The sequence below is a fragment of the Streptomyces paradoxus genome (assembly GCF_014202475.1).
GTDB lineage: Bacteria > Actinomycetota > Actinomycetes > Streptomycetales > Streptomycetaceae > Streptomyces > Streptomyces paradoxus.
On record NZ_JACHGV010000007.1, the window covers coordinates 237,195 to 253,517 of the forward strand.

A 16,323-nucleotide genomic window follows, 5' to 3' on the forward strand; every position below is an offset into this window, starting at 1 on the left:
GGACCGGTTACCGACCCCGCCGTCGCCGCCAGGAGGACCACATGACCGTGCGCACAGGACGTGTCGAACTGACCCCCGCAGCCGAGGAACTGCTGCGGCGGCTGACCGGGACGCACGGGCCGGTGATGTTCCACCAGTCCGGCGGCTGCTGCGACGGCAGCGCCCCGATGTGCTACCCGCGCGGCGAGTTCCGGGTCGGCGCCTCGGACGTCCTGCTGGGGCACGTGGCCGGGGACACCCCGTTCTGGATGAGCGCGGACCAGTTCACGTACTGGTCGCACACCCATCTCACCGTGGACGTGGTCCCCGGCCGCGGCAGCGGCTTCTCGCTGGAGGCCCCGGAGGGCGTCCGCTTCCTGCTCCGCTCCCGACTCCTCACCGACGAGGAACTGCGCCGCCTCGACGCGGAACCGCCCCTGCCGAACGGGGCGGACCGCGAGGCCTAGGGTGGGCCGATGTACACGTCCCGGGTCTCCGGCCATGTCGACGCTCCCCGTGCCGCCGTCTACCGGGCGCTGGTGAGCGCCGAGGCGATCGCGCGCTGGCGGGTGCCTGAAGGGATGACCGGCGAGGTGCACGAGTTCGACGCCCGCGTGGGCGGCAGGTTCCGTGTGTCGCTCACCTACGAAGCGCCGGACGCCTCAGGGAAGTCGGCCGCGCACACCGACACCTACCACGGCCACTTCGCGCAACTGGTGCCGGACGAGCAGGTGGTCGAGGTGCTGGAGTTCGAGGCCGCCGACCCCGCGCTGCGCGGCGCCATGACGCTGACGACCACGCTGTCCGACGCGCCGGGCGGCGGCGGCACCGACGTCCTCATGGTCCACGAGGGCATCCCCGACGCCGTGCCCGCCGCCGACAACGAGACGGGCACGCGCATGGCCCTGGCGAACCTGGCCCGCCTCGTCGAGGCCGACGGTTCTTCCTGACCGGCGAGGGCTTCTCATGGGCCGGCGCACACCGACGGCAGCGCACGGCCCAGCCCCTCCAGGTGCGGGGCGTCGGGTGTGGGCCGAGATCGACTGGACCCGGGCACCGGAGGGCACACACCGTCCGGCACTGGCCTTCACCGGCGGCGGGCGGAGCATCCAGGTGCCGTTGCTGGTCGTCAACGACGGGGAACGGGCGCGCCGGCGGGCCCGCGGCTTCGTCGAGGCCCACGGCTATGTGTCGGTCGACGCCGCGCACTTCGACCGCGAGGTGCCGCGCGGCGGGGCGCGGTGGCGGATCGTACGCGGGCTGGGCCGCCGTACGGCCGCCGTGGAGGCGGTGCCGACGACGGCACAGCCGGTCACCGAGGACCTCACCGCCGGCTCACCGGAGCTGCGGTACCGGGTCCGTTTCACGACGGCCGGCACGTTCCCAGTGACGGTCTTCCGGCTGCCCTCCCTGGACGAACGCGGCGAGCGGCGCCTCGCGGTCGGCCTCGACGACCAGCCGCCGGCGGTCCTGTCCGGACAGGCCATCGCCACAGGCAACCGGGGCGACGCGTGGGTCCGCAACGTGGAGGAGGGCGTCGAGAAGCTGACGGCCCGGGTGACGGTGTCCGCGCCCGGTGAGCATGTGCTGAGGGTCTTCATGGTGGATCCGGGGATGGCGGTCGACCAGATCGTGATCGACACGGGCGGGGCGGCGGGCGGGTACCTGGCGCCGCCCGAGAGTTACCGCCGTACCTGACAGGGGTCCGGTCGGCATCCCGTCCTTCCGTCGGACGGGATGCTCACCGGTCACTCACAACGGCATTCCTCAGCCAGATCTGTGCATATGGAAAAGACCTTGAAACGCCCCGGGAAGCCCGACTGACGGGCCAAGAACACCGGTGGCGGGACGTGCATCGGAAGTGATTCCCCCAGCGCCTTCCCTGTGCACCCGTGCGCCCCCCGGAGAAAGGGTTCGCCTCGTCGACGGCAGGCTTGAACTGGGCAGGACATGGTGCAAGCGCCACATCGATGAAACGTCACCGTTTTCCCAGGTCGAACTGAAGCAGGTGGTATTCCATGAACGGCTGCGTTCCTGAATCGGAACAGGCATGGACGGTTGGTACTGCTCCAGGCATATTCCCTTCCATCGGCCACGGTATCGCCTTGTTCCGCCGACCGCTGGAGTTTCTGAATTCTCTTCCCGCGCGGGGCGATCTCGTGGAGGTACGCCTGGGCCCCCAGCGGGCGTGGATGGTGTGTCACCCGGAACTGGTGCACCGGATGCTCCGGGACACCCGCACGTTCGACAAGGGCGGGCCGCAGTACGAGAGGCTGCGGGCGCTGATGGGTGATGGTGTCGTGACCTGCCCCCATGCGCAGCACCTGCGCCAGCGCCGGCTGCTGCAACCCACCTTCCGCCCCGCCGGCGTCGCCGCGCAGACGGACGTGATGGCCGAGGAGGCCGAGTCGCTGTGCCGCGACTGGCGCAGCGGGCAGCGGATCGATGTCAGTGCGGCCACGCTGGGTCTGACGACCCGGCTGATCAGCCGGGTCCTGCTGTCCGACTCGCTCTCCCCCGCCGCGGCCGACGAGGTGCGGCACTGCCTCGCCGCCATCGTCCGCGGCCTGTTCGTCCGCACGGTCGTTCCGGTCGACGCACTGTTCCGTCTTCCCACGCCCGCGAACCGCCGCTACCGGCGTGCGGTGGAGCGGGTGCGCGAGCTCATCGACGCGGCCGTCGCCGAGCGCCGCCGGGGCACTGCCCGCGACGACCTGCTGGGGCTCCTGCTGGCCGCCGCCGAGGCCGAGGACGGCGGGATCCCGGTCAGTGACCGGGAGGTGCACGACCAGTTGGTGTCCCTCCTGCTCACCGGTTCCGAAAGCCCCTCGATGTGCCTGGCCTCCGCCTTCAGCCTGCTGGCCCGGCACCCGGAGGCCGAGCGGCGGCTGCACGCCGAGGTCGACACCGTCCTCGACGGCCGGCTACCGGACGCCGACGACCTGCCGCGTCTGGTCTACACCCGGTCCGTCCTCACCGAGACGCTGCGCCACTCCCCGCCCGGCTGGCTCTTCACGCGGGTCACGACCCGGGAGACGGAGCTGGCCGGACGGCTGCTGCCGCGGGGGACCACGGTCCTTTACAGCCCGTATCTCCTGCACCACGATCCCGCGTCGTTCCCCGAGCCCGACCGGTTCCTGCCCGAGCGCTGGCTGGAGGGCGAGACCCCCTCCGGTCCGCACGGGGCGCTGATCCCGTTCGCCGCGGGCAGCCGCAAGTGCATCGGCGACCTGTTCTCCATGGCCGAGATGACGGTGGCCCTCGCGACCGTCGCCGGTCGCTGGCGGCTACGTCATCCGGCCGGGCGCGTCGCACCCCTGCGCCCCGGGGCGACACTGGGACCGAGGTCGCTGACGATGATCTGCACCGCACGCGCGGACGCACCGGGCGGCACCGCGCCGCACGCCGTGGCACTCGCGCCCCGTTCCCCGACGGCGGCGTCCGGGCCGGAGAAGACCCGGAGGGACGGTGACAACGGTGTCCACCACGCATGAGGAACGGGCGGCCGTCGCGCAGGATGTGATGCCCTTGACCACCTTGGGGGAGCTGATCGACGCTCACCTCTACATGCCGTTCCCGTTCCGGCGCAGTCCGCACGAAGCGGCCGCCGCGGCAGGGGTCGACCACTGGCTGCGCGCCACCGGGCTGAGCGAGGAGCCGGGGGTCCCGGCCATGATTGCCTGCACCCGCCCGGCGGAGCTGGCGTCCTACAACAGCCCTGACGCGGATCCCGGCGTTCTGCAACTCGTCGCCCGCCAGATCGCCTACCAGTTCGTCTTCGACGACCGGGCCGAGGAGGTCGGCCGGCACCGGCCCGGCGAGTTGCTGCCCATGCTGTGCGAGAGCACCGCGATCCTGCGGGACGGCGCACCGCCCGCCTCACCGCTGGGAGCCGCCCTGTCCGACCTCTACCGGCAGGTCCGTGACCGGTGCACACCGGCCCAGGCCGCGCGCTGGGCCTGGAAGAGCCGCGAGTACGTGCACGGACTGCTGTACGAGGCGGTGGCCCAGACCCACCCCTCCCCCCTGCGGTCCGGGCTGTGCACCTCGATACGGTCCCTCACCGCGGGCGTCGAGCCCTTCCACCCGCTGTGCGAGGCCGCCCAGCCGTGCGAGCTGACCCCCGGGGAACTCCATCACCCGCTCATGCGGCGCCTGAGCCGGCTGTCGGCCGACGCGGCGGTGTGGATCCCCGACCTCTTCTCCGCGGTCAAGGAGCAGCGGTCCGGCGGCATGATCAACCTCGCCCTCGCCTACCAGCGGGCGCACCAGTGCCCCCTGCCGGTGGCCGTCACCCTGGCCATCCAGCAGATCAACCGCACGATCCGCGAGTTCGAGAGTGTCCGGGCCGAGATCGAACCGGAGTTGAGCCCTTCGGGCGTCGGCTACGTGGAAGGCATGGCCGGCTGGATCCGCGGCTGCTACTACTGGTCCCGCACCGTGCCGCGCTACGCGGACGCCGGGGCCCCGGCTCTGCGGTGAGGAGGCGCTTCGCCAGGTGGCGGGGCGGGTGCCCATTCGAGTCACGGTACCCGCGGAATCCGCACTTCACGCGGCTTTAGCAGGTCATTCACCCTTCTTCGTCGTGCTCGTTCCGGAATCCGGAACGGTGGTCGTCGGGAGGCGTACGCTCGCGCTGCCTCCCGATGGCCGACGACAGGAAGCGGTACGGCACATGGCCAATGAGCTGCGGCAACCCACGCCCGAGACCCGGCCGTTGCTCGAGCGCCGCAAGGAACTCCGGGCGCTCGACTCGGCGCTGAAGGCCCTGCGGGACACCGCTCACGGCGTGCCGCAGGCGCCGCGCGGGGGGCTCCTCGCCTTCACCGGGCCGGGAGGGATGGGCAAGACGGCCCTGCTGACCGAGGCCCGGGCCCGCGCCCGGGCGCAGGGGTGCACCGTGCTGTCGGGCAGGGGCGGTGAGAAGGAGCAGGAGCTGGCGTTCCACGTGGTGCGCCAGGTCGTCCAGCCCGCGCTGGCGTCGATGGACGAGCGGGAGCTCCGGACGTTCCTGGGCGGCTGGTACGACATCGTCGCGGCAGCGCTCGGCCTGGTCGCCACGCCGAGCGGCCATGTCCCGGACCCGACCGGGGTGCGTGACGGTCTGGACTGGGTGATGACGCGCCTCGCGGTGATGAAGACGCCCGTGGTCCTGCTGCTGGACGATCTGCACTGGGCCGACGTCGAATCACTGACCTGGCTGGCTTCGTTCGCGCCCCGGGCCGCGGACCTGTCGCTGCTGATCGTCGTCGCCTTCCGGCCCGAACTGCCCCTTGAGGCGGCCGCGTTCAGCGCCCCGTCCGCCGACCTGGGGATCCGTCCCTTCACCCTGGCGCCGCTCAGCGCCGGGGCGGTGGCGCGGATCGTCCGGGACGAGGTGGGCGAGGACGCCGAGGACGCGTTCTGCGAGGAGTGCTGGGAGGCCACCGGCGGGAGCCCGTTCGAGGCGGTGGAACTCTCCATCCGGCTCGGCGAGCGCAACCTGAGGGGCACCAGCGAGGACCTGCCCGCGATGCGGAACCTGGCCGCCGCGGTGAAGGGGCCCGGGCTGATCGAGCGGCTGCGGGGGCTCGGCACCACCACCGTCCGCTTCGCCTACGCCGCGGCCGTCCTCGGGCAGGCCATCTCCCCGGAACTGGCCGCCCGTATCGCGGCGATCGGCAGCACGGCGGCGGACGAGGCCACGGAGAAGCTGCGCGCCGCCCGCATCCTGGCCGACGGCGAGGGGCCCGGCGGGAGCCTGGAGTTCCTCCACCCGCTGATCGCCACCACGATCTACCGGTCCATCAATCCGGGCCTGCGGGAGGGCATGCACAACTCGGCCGCGGAGGCCGTGCGGGCGGCGGGGCTCGGCCACGCCGCCGCGGCCCGGCACCTGCTGGAGGTGCCCTGCGACGGCAGGCCCGAGGCTGTCGCCTGCCTGCGGGAGGCGGCCCGTGAAGCCCTGCACTCCGGTGCCCCGGAAGCGGCCCGGCGGCTGCTGAACCGGGCCCTGCAGGAGCCACCGCTGCCGGAGCAGCGCGCCGCGCTGCTCCACGAACTCGCCTGCGCGACGTTCCTCATCAAGCCCACGGCCACCGTGGCGCATCTGCGGGAGGCGCTCGCGGAACCGGGCATCGACCCCGAGCTGCGTGCCTCGATGGTGTACCGGCTGACCCAGGCGCTGGCCCACACCGACCGGATGGCGGAGGCCGCGACGGTGGCCGACGACGAGGCGCGGCGGGCCGACGCCCATCCCCGGATCCGGCTGCGGATGCAGGCCGACCACTTCGTGTGGAGCGCGTTCCGCACCGACGAGGCGGACTCGTCCGGCCGGTCGCGGGCGCTGGCCCGGCTCGCCGACCGGCTGCGCGGCCGCGGTCTGGAGGAGCGCTACATCCTCGGGTTGCGTGCCTGGGACGCCATGATGTGCGGCGAGCCCCGGCAGAGGGCCCTCGCGTACGCCGAGGAGGCCCTGCGCGGCGGACTGAGCTGGACCCATGAGAACCGGGGCTTCGAGGTGCCTGTCTCGGTCGCGCTGGTGTTCATGTACTGCGACCAGCCGCGGCGGGCCGAGGAACTCTTCGCCAAGGGCATGGCCGAGTGCGAGTCGAAGGGCTGGCGCGGCTCCCATCTGGCCCTGGGCCAGACGCTCTCCGGGTACATCCGGTACCGTCGCGGCTGCCTCGCCGAGGCCGAGAACCTGGTGCGGGAGGGCCTGGGCATCGCCGACCGGGTGGAAGGCGCGGTGCCCGCCCAGTGGTTCGCCATCGGCATCCTGATCCAGACCCTGCTGGCCCGCGGCCGCGTCGTGGCGGCACGCTGGCTCGCCGACAAGTACCAGTACGGCGACGCCATCCCGAACGCCGTCATCTACCCCGACCCGCGCACCGTCTACGCCGAGCTGCTCCTGGCGGAGGGCCGGCCCGAGGACGCCGCTCCCCTGCTGTCCCGCGTCGGCGAGTGGCTGGACGGCCGGGACTGGCGCAACCCCGCGTGGTGCCCCTGGCAGCTGGGGCTGGCCTCCGCTCTGTCCCGCAGTGCTCCCGACCGGGCGGTGCGTCACGCGCGGGACGCCGTGAAGCGGGCCCGGGACTTCGGCGCGGCATCCGCGATCGGCCAGGCGCTGCACGCCGAGGCGGAGGTGACGTGCGGTGAGGCGGGGCTCGACCTGCACGCGCAGGCCGTCGACCATCTGCAGCGGTCTCCGGCCGCGTACGAACTGGCCCGTGCCCTGGTCGGCCACGGTGCCGCGCTGGCCCGCGCCGGCCGCCTGCACGACGCCGCCGACCGGCTCTACCAGGGCCTGGAAGGCGCGGTTCACTGCGGTGCCGAGGGCCTCGCCGCCCGGGCCAGGCGGGAACTGTCCGCGGCGGGACTGCGCCCGTTGCCCCTGCGGTACGCGCAGACGGACACGCTCACCGCGCAGGAGCGCAAGGCCGCCGAGATGACGGCGGGGTGCCACGCCCCGGCCGTGGTCGCCCAGGAACTGCACCTCACCGAGCAAGGGGTGCGGCACCTGCTCTCGTCCGTGTACCGCAAGATCGGCACGGATCCGGCGGGCCTGGCCGAGGCCTTGGAGACGTTCCCCCGGCCACGGCAGTGACGTGTGCCGGCGATCGGAGGGCCACCGCGGTGGTCACCGGTCGTCGGCTTGTCAACTTCCCTTTCACATCCACCACTTGACGCTGAACCGTTTCACTGGTTCTCTCGGAAGACTGCTTTGGGAGCGCTCCCACTCCACCCCCCACGTGAAGGGAACCCCGTGCAGAACTCCCCCCACACCTCCCCGAGACGTGCCCTGCCGGCCCTTGTCGTTGCCGCGCTCATGGCCTGCCTGCTGTCCTGGGCCGGCGGCTCACCCGCTCAGGCCGCGCCGGGCGACGGCTCGGTGTCCGATCCCGACATCGCCTACGTCGGGCGCTGGGACACCTCCTCGGGCACCGCCGCGGTGCCCAACTGGACCGGCGCCTATCTGCAGACCGGCTTCACCGGCACCACCGTCAAGGTCAGGGCCAGGAACGCGGTCAACTTCTACGCGAGCGTCGACGGCGGCCCCGACGTCTTCCACGCCGGCGTGCGCGGCACGGTGGACCTCACTCCCCGGCCGCTGTCCCCCGGCACCCACACCCTGCGCCTGACCTACCGATCCGGCGACACCGTCTTCCAGGGCCTGGTCCTGGACCCGGGGGCCCGGACCGTCGCCGCCGGTCCCCCGGCCGGCCTGGTGGAGTTCGTCGGCGACTCCATCACGGCCGGGGCCCTCACCGACCGGCTGGCGCTGGACTCGTACGCCTGGAAGACCGGCGAGCGGCTGGGCATGCGGCACACCCAGATCGCCCGGTCCGGCTACTGCCTCGTCGCGCAGTCCGGGTGCACCGGGCTGAGCGGGCAGTTCTTCAGGACGGCGAGCACGGGCGGCACGAACTGGGACTTCTCCCGCTACCGTGCCGATGCCGTCGTCATCAACCTCGGCACCAACGACATCGGGCACGGCGTGTCCGGCGCCGCGTTCCAGGCGGCGTACACCACGTTTCTGAGGGACGTGCGCGCCAAGTACCCCACGGCGCACCTCTTCGCGGTGCAGACGCTGAAGAAGCGCTACGTCGGCGAGACCAGGGCCGCCGTCGGTGCCCGCAACAGCGCGGGTGACGCGCGGGTGCACTTCGTCGACACGACGGGCTGGCTCACGGACGGCGCCGACTACGAGGACGGCAACGGGCACCCGAACGAGGCGGGTCACACCCGGTTCGCCGAGCGGCTGGCCCCGGTCGTGCGCGCCCGGCTCGGCAGCGGCGCCGCGGTGAAGGCGGCGGCCCCCGGGCAGCCCGGCGACCCGAACATCAAGTTCGTCGGCCGCTGGGACACGACGAGCTCCAGCACCGCCTACACCCCGTACTGGGCCGGCGCGTACTACCGGGCCGGCTTCACCGGCCGCACGGTCAAGCTGAAGCAGCGCGGCACGATCGACCTGTGGGCGCGGATCGACAACGGGCCCGTGACGTTCTACGACGATGTCAAGGGGACGGTGAACCTGACCCCGGCGCCCCTCTCCCCCGGCAACCACACACTCCAGGTCAACTACCAGGTGGTGGCCGGGTCGTACAAGGGCGACGCGGTCTTCCAGGGGCTGGTCCTGGACAGCGGCGCGACGACGTTCGCACCGCCGGCCCCGGCGAAACTGGTCGAGTTCGTCGGCGACTCGATCACCGTGGGCACGACGACCTCGCAGAACGCCCGTACCGCGTACGGCTGGCTGATCGGGGAGCGGCTGGGCGTCGAGCACACGCAGATCGCGCAGGGCGGGGCGTGCCTTGTGGCCGCGGCGGACGGGTGCGTGGGGCTGGAGCGGCAGTTCACCAAACTCGACCCGAACGCGGCGACGCCCGACTGGAACTTCTCCCGCTACCGGGCCGACGCGGTCGTGATCAACCTCGGCACCAACGACGTCGGGCACGGGGTGAGTGCGGCGCAGTTCCAGTCGGCGTACAGCAGTCTGCTGCGCAAGGTGCGGGCCGCGTATCCGCAGGCGTGGATCTTCGCGCTGGAGACGTTCCGCGGGCGGTTCGTCCCGCAGACCGAGGCCGCGGTCAGGGCCGCCGTCGCCGGGGGTGACGCGCGGGTGTCCTTCGTGGACACGACCGGCTGGCTGGGGTCGGGCGATCTGTCGGACTCGGTGCATCCCAACGACCGGGGACACCGGGTCATCGCCGACCGGCTGGCACCGGTGATCGCGGCGCGGATCGGGGCGTAGCGGCCCGGGGCGGGCCTCACATCGGGCCGGGGCCCGCTCCGCCCTTGAGGCGTTCGAGGTCGGAGGGCCGGACCTGGATGACGAGCAGGGCGATCAGCGCGGCGACGGCGGTGAAGATCGCCGCCATGATGAAGGCGGCCGAGACGCCGGCGGTGAGGATCTCGTCGGACCAGGGTTTGGGCACTTGCCCGGTTCGTTCGAACCGGATGCGCTCGGCCGGGGTCGCCTGCTCCAGGAAGGCCGGGATCTGCTTGTCCGCCTCGTTGGTGCTGGCCGTGCCGTACATCGTGACCAGGATGGACAGTCCGAGTGAGCCGCCGACCTGCTGGGTGGCGTTGAGGAGTCCGGAGGCCGCGCCGGTCTCCGGCGTGGGCACGTTGGACAGCGCCATGAGGGTCAGGGACACGAACTCCATGCCCATGCCCAGGCTGAAGACGAGCATCGGTCCGAGGACGCTGCCCGCGTAGGTGGAGTGGACGTCGGTGAGGGTCAGCCAGGCCAGCCCCGCCGCCGCCAGGATCGCGCCCACCACCATGAACGGCTTGGGCCCGTACAGGGGCAGGAACCGTGAGGCCAGTCCGGCGCCGACGGCGATGACCGCGCTGACCGGCAGGAAGGCAAGGCCGGCCGCGAGCGGGCTGAATCCGAGGACGTTCTGCACGAAGAGCGTGAGGAAGAAGAACATGCCGAAGATGGCGGCGGCCAGGCACAGCATGATGCCGTAGGTGCCCGCGCGGTTGCGGTCGGCGAACATGTGCAGTGGCGTGATGGGCTGTTTCGAACGGCGTTCGACCAGGATGAAGGCCGCCAGGACGATGACCGCTCCGGCGAACGAGGCGAGGGTGAGCGGATCCCGCCAGCCGTCCTGCGCGGCTCTGATGAAGCCGTAGACGAGCAGCACCATGCCCGCGGTGGAGGTGAGCGCGCCGGTGATGTCGAAGCGCCCGGGGTGGCGTTCGGACTCCCTGATGTAGCGCGGTGTGGCGAGCACGATGAGCAGGCCGATGGGCACGTTGACGAACAGCACCCACCGCCAGTTCAGCCACTCCACCAGCATGCCGCCGGCGAGCAGGCCGATCGCACCGCCGCCGGCCGAGACCGCGGCGAAGACCCCGAAGGCGCGGTTGCGTTCCGGTCCCTCGCGGAAGGTGGTGCTGATCAGGGCGAGGGAGGTCGGGGAGGCGATGGCGCCGCCGACGCCCTGCAGGGCGCGCGCGCCGAGGAGTTGTCCGGCGTTCTGGGCGAATCCGCCGAGCAGGGAGGCGAGCACGAAGAGCAGCACGCCGAAGATGAAGACGCGCCGCCGGCCCAGGATGTCTCCGGCCCGGCCGCCGAGCAGCAGCAGACCGCCGAAGGTCAGGGTGTAGGCGTTCACCACCCAGGACAGGCTCGTGGTGGAGAACTCCAGCGAGCTCTGGATGTGCGGCAGCGCGATGTTCACGATGGTGATGTCGAGGACCACCATCAACTGGCACGAGGCGATGACCAGCAGCGCCATCGCGTTGCCGCCACCACCGGATTCCCTGGTGGTGGTCGTCTGTGGTGAAGCCGGCTGCGGGCTGCTGCCTGCGGTGTCCACCGTTCGACGGTACGCCCGGCCCCCCAGGCCTCACCACTCGATCACCGGCGGCCCCGGTGACCTGCTGCGCTGCGGCTCGGACTGAATTTCACGCGCTGTGCGGGGATAATCCGGTCAAGGTGGCCCTGCGGGCCGCGTACGGCGGAAGGGAGCGATCGTGATCCGCGTTCTTCTCGTCGAGCAGACCCGTCTCGTGCGGGGAGCGTTCGCCGCTCTGCTGTCGCGGGAGGACGACATCGAGGTCGTCGCCGAGGCCGACGGCAACGGTGACGTGGTCGCGCGTGCCCTGGGCTGCCGGCCGGACGTGGCGGTGATCGGCGTGGACTCCAGGGAGGGCGAGGAGGTCGCCGTCCGGGGCGAGCTGCGGGCGCGGCTGCCGGAGTGCCGGATGCTGCTGATGATGGCCTCGACGACACCCGAGCGGCTGCGCCGACTGCTCGACCTGCACGCCGCGGGGGTCATCAGCTCCAACGCCCCGCCGGACCGGCTGGTCCACGGAGTCCGCAAGCTGGTGCGGGGGCAGCGGTTCGTCGACCCCGAGTTCGCGCTGGCCGCGCTGGACGCGGGTGCGAACCCGCTGACCCCGCGGGAGGTGGAGGTGCTGCGGCTGACCGCCGAGGGTACGCCCACGCGGGAGATCGCGGAGCGGCTGTGCCTGTCCGCCGCGACGGTCCGCAACCATCTGTCGGCGATCACCCGGAAGACGGGCGGCCGCAGTCGGATCGACGCGGTCCGGATCGCCACGGAGTCGGGCTGGGTGTGAGCCCCGCCCCCGGTTCACGCCCCCTGTTCCACCCCCGTCCCGCCCCCTGACAGAAGAACGGCCGGGCAGGTCATCGAGGTGTACCTGCCCGGCCCCCGCGGGCCCTCGCGCCCTGTCCCGGGATCTGTCACGAGCATCGCAGAGCGGGCGCCCTCCGGACCAGCACCTTTTGTCACGTCTGCGGCGTGAAAGCGTCATCCCGGGACCGTGAGGAACGCCGGTGCGGGATGGGCGTTCGACCCGGTCCTGCCAGGTCAGCGGCCGCCGCGGATGAGGCCCGTCAGGTAGCGCCACAGCGAGGAGCGCTGCCGCGCGGCCGGGTCCGGCAGGACCTCCTCGGCCACGCCCGGCGCGGGGGCGTCCGCCCACGGCCGCGGGGGCGGCACGGAGGCGAGTTCGTACCGCACCGGCAGGGAGCGCAGGCCCCGCATGAACGGCGAGGAGCGCCAGGGCAGTTGGTCGGCGGGCAGGGCGAGGTCGAGGTGGTCGAACCGCTCGAACAGGCGCCCCACACCGGCCGCCGCCACGGCCGAGGCGAGTTCCCGCGCCGGGCACTGGCGCGGTCCGGCTCCCCAGGACAGGTGGGCCCGGGTGCTGATGGTGGTGCCCGAGGCGACGTGGTCGGCGAAGAGCGGGTCGGCGTGCGCGGCGCCCGGGGAGACCCACACGGGGTCGCCCTCCCGGATCGTGTAGTTGCCGAGCGGGGTGTCCCGGGCCGCGAAGCGCGGGACGAAGTTGACCAGGGGCGGCTTGCGCATGACCACCCGGTTCATGCTCTCCCTGACCATGCCGGCGGACAGGCTGGCGCGTACGCTGCCCTCGCCCGAGATGACCTCCACGACGGTGTTGGAGATGAGGATGCCGACGTGGTCGGAGGTCATGCCCAGCAGCATGAACAGCTCGCGGGCGAGCTGGTCGAGTGACAGGTCCGGGTGGGCGGCCAGCAGGTAGGAGGGGAAGTCGTCGCCCGGCTTCTCCAGCTTCAGCGCGGCCAGTTCGGCCAGCGTCGCCAGCAGGCGTTCCAGGGCGGCCTCGGCGTCCGGGCCGGCGTCGAGCACCCGCCACATGTCCATCAGCGCGTCGTCGCCCTGCGAGCCGGGGAAGCCCAGCAGATGGCTGGCCACCATCAGCGGCAGCGGCCGGGAGAACTGCGCGGACAGGTCCGCCACGCCGGTCGCGCCGCCCTGCCCGACGAGGGTGATCAGTTCGTCGGCGTAGGCGGTGACGGCGGCCTTCAGGCGCTTGGCCTGGGGGTGCCGGGGGTCCTGGAAGGGCTTGAGGGCGACGTCCCACGCGGTGCGCAGCGGCCGGTAGCCGGGGCCGCCCTGGATCAGGATGTGGTTGACCTCCAGGGAGGGCCCGAGCGGCCAGTCGGACGGCACCCTGCCCTCGGTGCGGGCCCGCCAGTTCTCCAGGCCCTTGGGCCAGCCTTCGTCGTCCTGGAGCACCTGCAGCGACTCGCGGTAGCCGAGGACCAGCCAGGCCGGCACCCCCAGCAGGTCGACCGGCGCGACCGGGCCGTGCCGCTCGCGCAGCCGCTCGTACACGAGCGCGGGACGCACCTCGTAGTCCCTGGTCAGCAGCGGTTCGGGAGCGAGTGAATCCAGGCTCGTGCCGTCCAGGTCCACGGATCCGCCGTCACCCCGCTGGGATTCCATCGTCTTGCCACCCTCCGACACGCCCTGTACCGGCACACCATCAGTCGGTAGCCGGAAACGGTGGGACCCTACCCCAGGCTGAACCCGCGGGTAACGACGGGGGTGGAGTGGTGGGGAGGCCCGGCCCCGCGGGTCAGGCGGCCGTGTAACCGAGTTGGCGGCGCATGTAGGGCGTCATGAGGCTCTTGGCCTTGGTCAGGGTGGTGGTGCGGCTGCCGAGGACGGCGGACTCTCCGCCCGGCACGGGCAGCACGGTCAGTCCGTCGGCGGGGCCGAACGGCACGATGAGCGGGGTGCGCTGGACCGGGCGGTAGAAGCGCGGTTCCTTGCGGTGCTTGCCGGAACTGTGCAGATAGCCGCGGATGTTGTGGGCGGCGATGTCCGCCTGGGCGAGGGCGGCGGGGGTGATCTTCAGTTCGCTGACGTCGTTCACGTCGCCGACGGCGAACACGTCCAGCCTGCCCTCGACCCGGAGCGTCCGGTCGACCTTCACGTGCCCGGCTCCGTTGAGCCAGTCGCCGTGTCCGGCCAGGCGCAGCCAGAGCGTGTTGGGGGTGGTGCCGGTCGCCCAGAAGGACAGGTCGGCCTCGATGACCGTGCCGCGGGCGTCGCGGTAGGTGCCGAAGTCGTTGCCGGGCGACATGAAGGAGTCGAGCCGCACCTCCACGTCGTGGGACTCCAGCCAGGCCAGGGCCTTGCGCCCCGGACGGGCACTGCCCGTGGAGTCCAGCAGGGCGGGCCCGGAGTGGGCGAGGGTGACGCGGGCGTCCGGGCGGGCGAGGCGGATCTCGGCACTGAGCTCGACGCCGCCGGGGCCGCCGCCGACGACCAGGATGTGTTCGGCCGTGGCGACGTTGCGCTGGTGCTCGGCGAAGGACTTGGCCGCCTCCTCCGTCGTGGTGCCGGTGAAGCGGGCCGGCTCGGGGTAGTCGGCGCCGGTGGCGATCACGACCACGTCGTACGGCAGCCGCTCGCCGGTGGCGAGGACGACCTGCCGCTCGGTGGTGTCGATGCGGACGGCCTTGCCGGTGGCCACCCGGCCGTGGCGCAGCAGCCGGTCGTAGGGGATGAAGGGCGTGTGCGTCCACTCGGGGCGCACTCCCGCGCGCAGGGAGGCGACGCGGTGGAAGAAGACCTCCTTGCGGTCGACCAGCGTGACCCGGGCCGCGCCGTCCAGCCGTCTGGCCAGCCGGACACCGGCGTAGCCGCCGCCGATCACCACTACGTCGCCGTCGTACACAGCCGGGTCTCCTGTGCTGGTGGGGGGAGCGAGGGCCGCCGCGGACGGGCCCCGCTCGGATCGACCCCCGGCGGCCACTCGACTGACGCGACAGTAGCCCTTGAAAGTTAAAAGGGATCCCGAGGTTCCGTGCATGTTCCGTGAAGGGATCGGGCACCTGACCGGCCGTCACCTCCCCCAGATCTTCCGGTAGGCCTCGCGGTACCCCGACGGGTCCCAGCTGGTGGCGCCGTCGCTGTTGCCGGCCGTGGCGATGTGCACGGGGGCCACGTACCCGCTGTGGGGACGGCCGGAGAAGGCGCGGTTGAACTCGTCGACGATCTGCCAGCCCTGCAGGGACAGCGGCTCGGGCACGGTGGCGGCCTGGTACTGCCTGCTGTTGACGCGCTGGAAGGCGGACGGGTCGCCGTCACCGGCCCCGATGTTGAAGGGCGGCCCGGAGCCCTTCTCGCCGGCGGCGCGGAAAGCGGGGGCGGCGTCGGCGAAGTACAGGTCGTTGATGGCCACGGAGTGGGTCCAGCGGTCCTGGAAGCGGGAGAGCAGGGAGGAGATCTCCCGGGGGGTGCGGGTGCTGGCGTCGGGGATCGGGATGTTCTCCACCGAGAGCAGCCGCACCCCCTGGCAGCTCGTCAGCTCCTCGCGGATCAGGTCGGACTTGTTCCGCGCGAAGGGGATCGACGCGTCGGTGATGAGCACGACCCCGGCGCGGCCGTCGGAGTGGGAGATGATCCACTGCGCGCTGATGCGGGCCACGTCCCGGACGCGGGTGGTGACGTTGGTGAAGAGGTCGGGCTGCCGGCTGGGGCCGGGTTCGGGGACCGCGTGCCAGCCGATGAGCGGGATGCGCTGCTCGTTGGCCCGGGCGGTCTGCTGGGCCGTCGAATCGGGGTCGAAGCCGCCGATGACGATGCCCGAGGGCCGCAGGGCGACGGCTTCGCTCATGGCCGCCTGGATGCCGGCCGGGGTACCGCCGCCGTCGATCACCCGCACGGTCCAGCCGATGGCCCGCGCGGCGTCCCGCACCCCGTCGGCCGCGCCCGCGACACCGGGGTTGGTCATGGTCTGGGCGACGTAGACGAGGTTCTTGCCGGACACCGCCCGGGGGCCGCTGGTGGGTCCTCCCCAGGGGATGTCGGCCCGCTCGGCCCGGGTGACGGCCTCCCGGGCCTTGGCCTGGACGGCGGGGCAGCCGCTCGGGCCCGTCGCGGTCTCGTCGGCTCCGTCGGAGGAACCGCGCTCGCAGCCGGTGAGGGCGGCGGCCGTGGCCAGCAGGGCGCAGGAGGCGAGCCGCGCGGTGCGGACTGCGGGGGCTGCCTTGCGGGTGCGGTACACGGGAACTCCAGTGAGGGATCGACGCGGCGGGGCGTACCG

The 16,323-nt window shown here is 72.5% G+C and carries 12 protein-coding genes; 8 read left to right on the plus strand and 4 right to left on the minus strand.

Annotated features, from left to right (window positions below; translation table 11 throughout):
• The first annotated feature begins 41 nt into the window (after positions 1-41).
• From HNR57_RS23665 to HNR57_RS23695, 7 genes are all read left to right on the plus strand, one after another.
• On the plus strand, positions 42-446 hold the full coding sequence (locus HNR57_RS23665; protein ID WP_184562596.1) for a DUF779 domain-containing protein: 405 nt from the start codon (positions 42-44) through the stop codon (positions 444-446).
• Between the two features lie 9 nt (positions 447-455).
• Positions 456-929 (plus strand): SRPBCC family protein, encoded by a 474-nt coding sequence (locus HNR57_RS23670; RefSeq protein WP_184562598.1) that lies wholly within the window; start codon positions 456-458, stop codon positions 927-929.
• Positions 930-1,005: 76 nt separating this feature from the next.
• Complete coding sequence (locus HNR57_RS23675; RefSeq protein ID WP_313674520.1) at positions 1,006-1,677, plus strand: hypothetical protein; 672 nt, start codon at positions 1,006-1,008, stop codon at positions 1,675-1,677.
• A gap of 320 nt (positions 1,678-1,997) precedes the next feature.
• A complete protein-coding gene (locus HNR57_RS23680) occupies positions 1,998-3,473 on the plus strand; it encodes a cytochrome P450 (protein ID WP_184562600.1) in 1,476 nt (491 codons plus the stop codon).
• Positions 3,457-4,461, plus strand: a complete 1,005-nt coding sequence (locus HNR57_RS23685; RefSeq protein WP_313674523.1) for a (-)-alpha-amorphene synthase — start codon at positions 3,457-3,459, stop codon at positions 4,459-4,461. The genes HNR57_RS23680 and HNR57_RS23685 overlap by 17 nt, the downstream gene beginning before the upstream one ends.
• A 193-nt stretch (positions 4,462-4,654) precedes the next feature.
• Complete coding sequence (locus HNR57_RS23690) at positions 4,655-7,564, plus strand: ATP-binding protein (RefSeq protein ID WP_184562602.1); 2,910 nt, start codon at positions 4,655-4,657, stop codon at positions 7,562-7,564.
• A 159-nt stretch (positions 7,565-7,723) separates the two neighbouring features.
• Positions 7,724-9,712: a GDSL-type esterase/lipase family protein gene (locus HNR57_RS23695; RefSeq protein ID WP_184562604.1), complete on the plus strand. Its 1,989-nt coding sequence runs from the start codon at positions 7,724-7,726 to the stop codon at positions 9,710-9,712.
• Positions 9,713-9,728: 16 nt separating this feature from the next.
• Here the strand turns inward: HNR57_RS23695 and HNR57_RS23700 are convergent, their stop codons facing one another.
• Positions 9,729-11,210: an MFS transporter gene (locus HNR57_RS23700; RefSeq protein ID WP_184563002.1), complete on the minus strand. Its 1,482-nt coding sequence runs from the start codon at positions 11,208-11,210 to the stop codon at positions 9,729-9,731.
• A gap of 238 nt (positions 11,211-11,448) precedes the next feature.
• Here HNR57_RS23700 and HNR57_RS23705 point away from each other — a divergent pair, with 238 nt between their 5' ends.
• Positions 11,449-12,054 carry a response regulator transcription factor gene (locus tag HNR57_RS23705; protein WP_313674526.1) on the plus strand — a complete coding sequence of 202 codons (606 nt, stop codon included), beginning with the start codon at positions 11,449-11,451 and terminating at the stop codon, positions 12,052-12,054.
• A gap of 254 nt (positions 12,055-12,308) precedes the next feature.
• On the opposite strand, the gene HNR57_RS23710 is transcribed toward HNR57_RS23705, so the two are convergent.
• The 3 genes from HNR57_RS23710 to HNR57_RS23720 form a co-directional block, all read right to left on the minus strand.
• Complete coding sequence (locus HNR57_RS23710) at positions 12,309-13,712, minus strand: cytochrome P450 (RefSeq protein ID WP_184562606.1); 1,404 nt, start codon at positions 13,710-13,712, stop codon at positions 12,309-12,311.
• Positions 13,713-13,845: 133 nt separating this feature from the next.
• Positions 13,846-14,952, minus strand: a complete 1,107-nt coding sequence (locus HNR57_RS23715) for an NAD(P)/FAD-dependent oxidoreductase (RefSeq protein ID WP_184562608.1) — start codon at positions 14,950-14,952, stop codon at positions 13,846-13,848.
• A 168-nt stretch (positions 14,953-15,120) separates the two neighbouring features.
• Positions 15,121-16,284, minus strand: coding sequence for a substrate-binding domain-containing protein (locus HNR57_RS23720; RefSeq protein WP_184562610.1), 1,164 nt, complete (start codon positions 16,282-16,284; stop codon positions 15,121-15,123).
• Positions 16,285-16,323 lie beyond the last annotated feature (39 nt).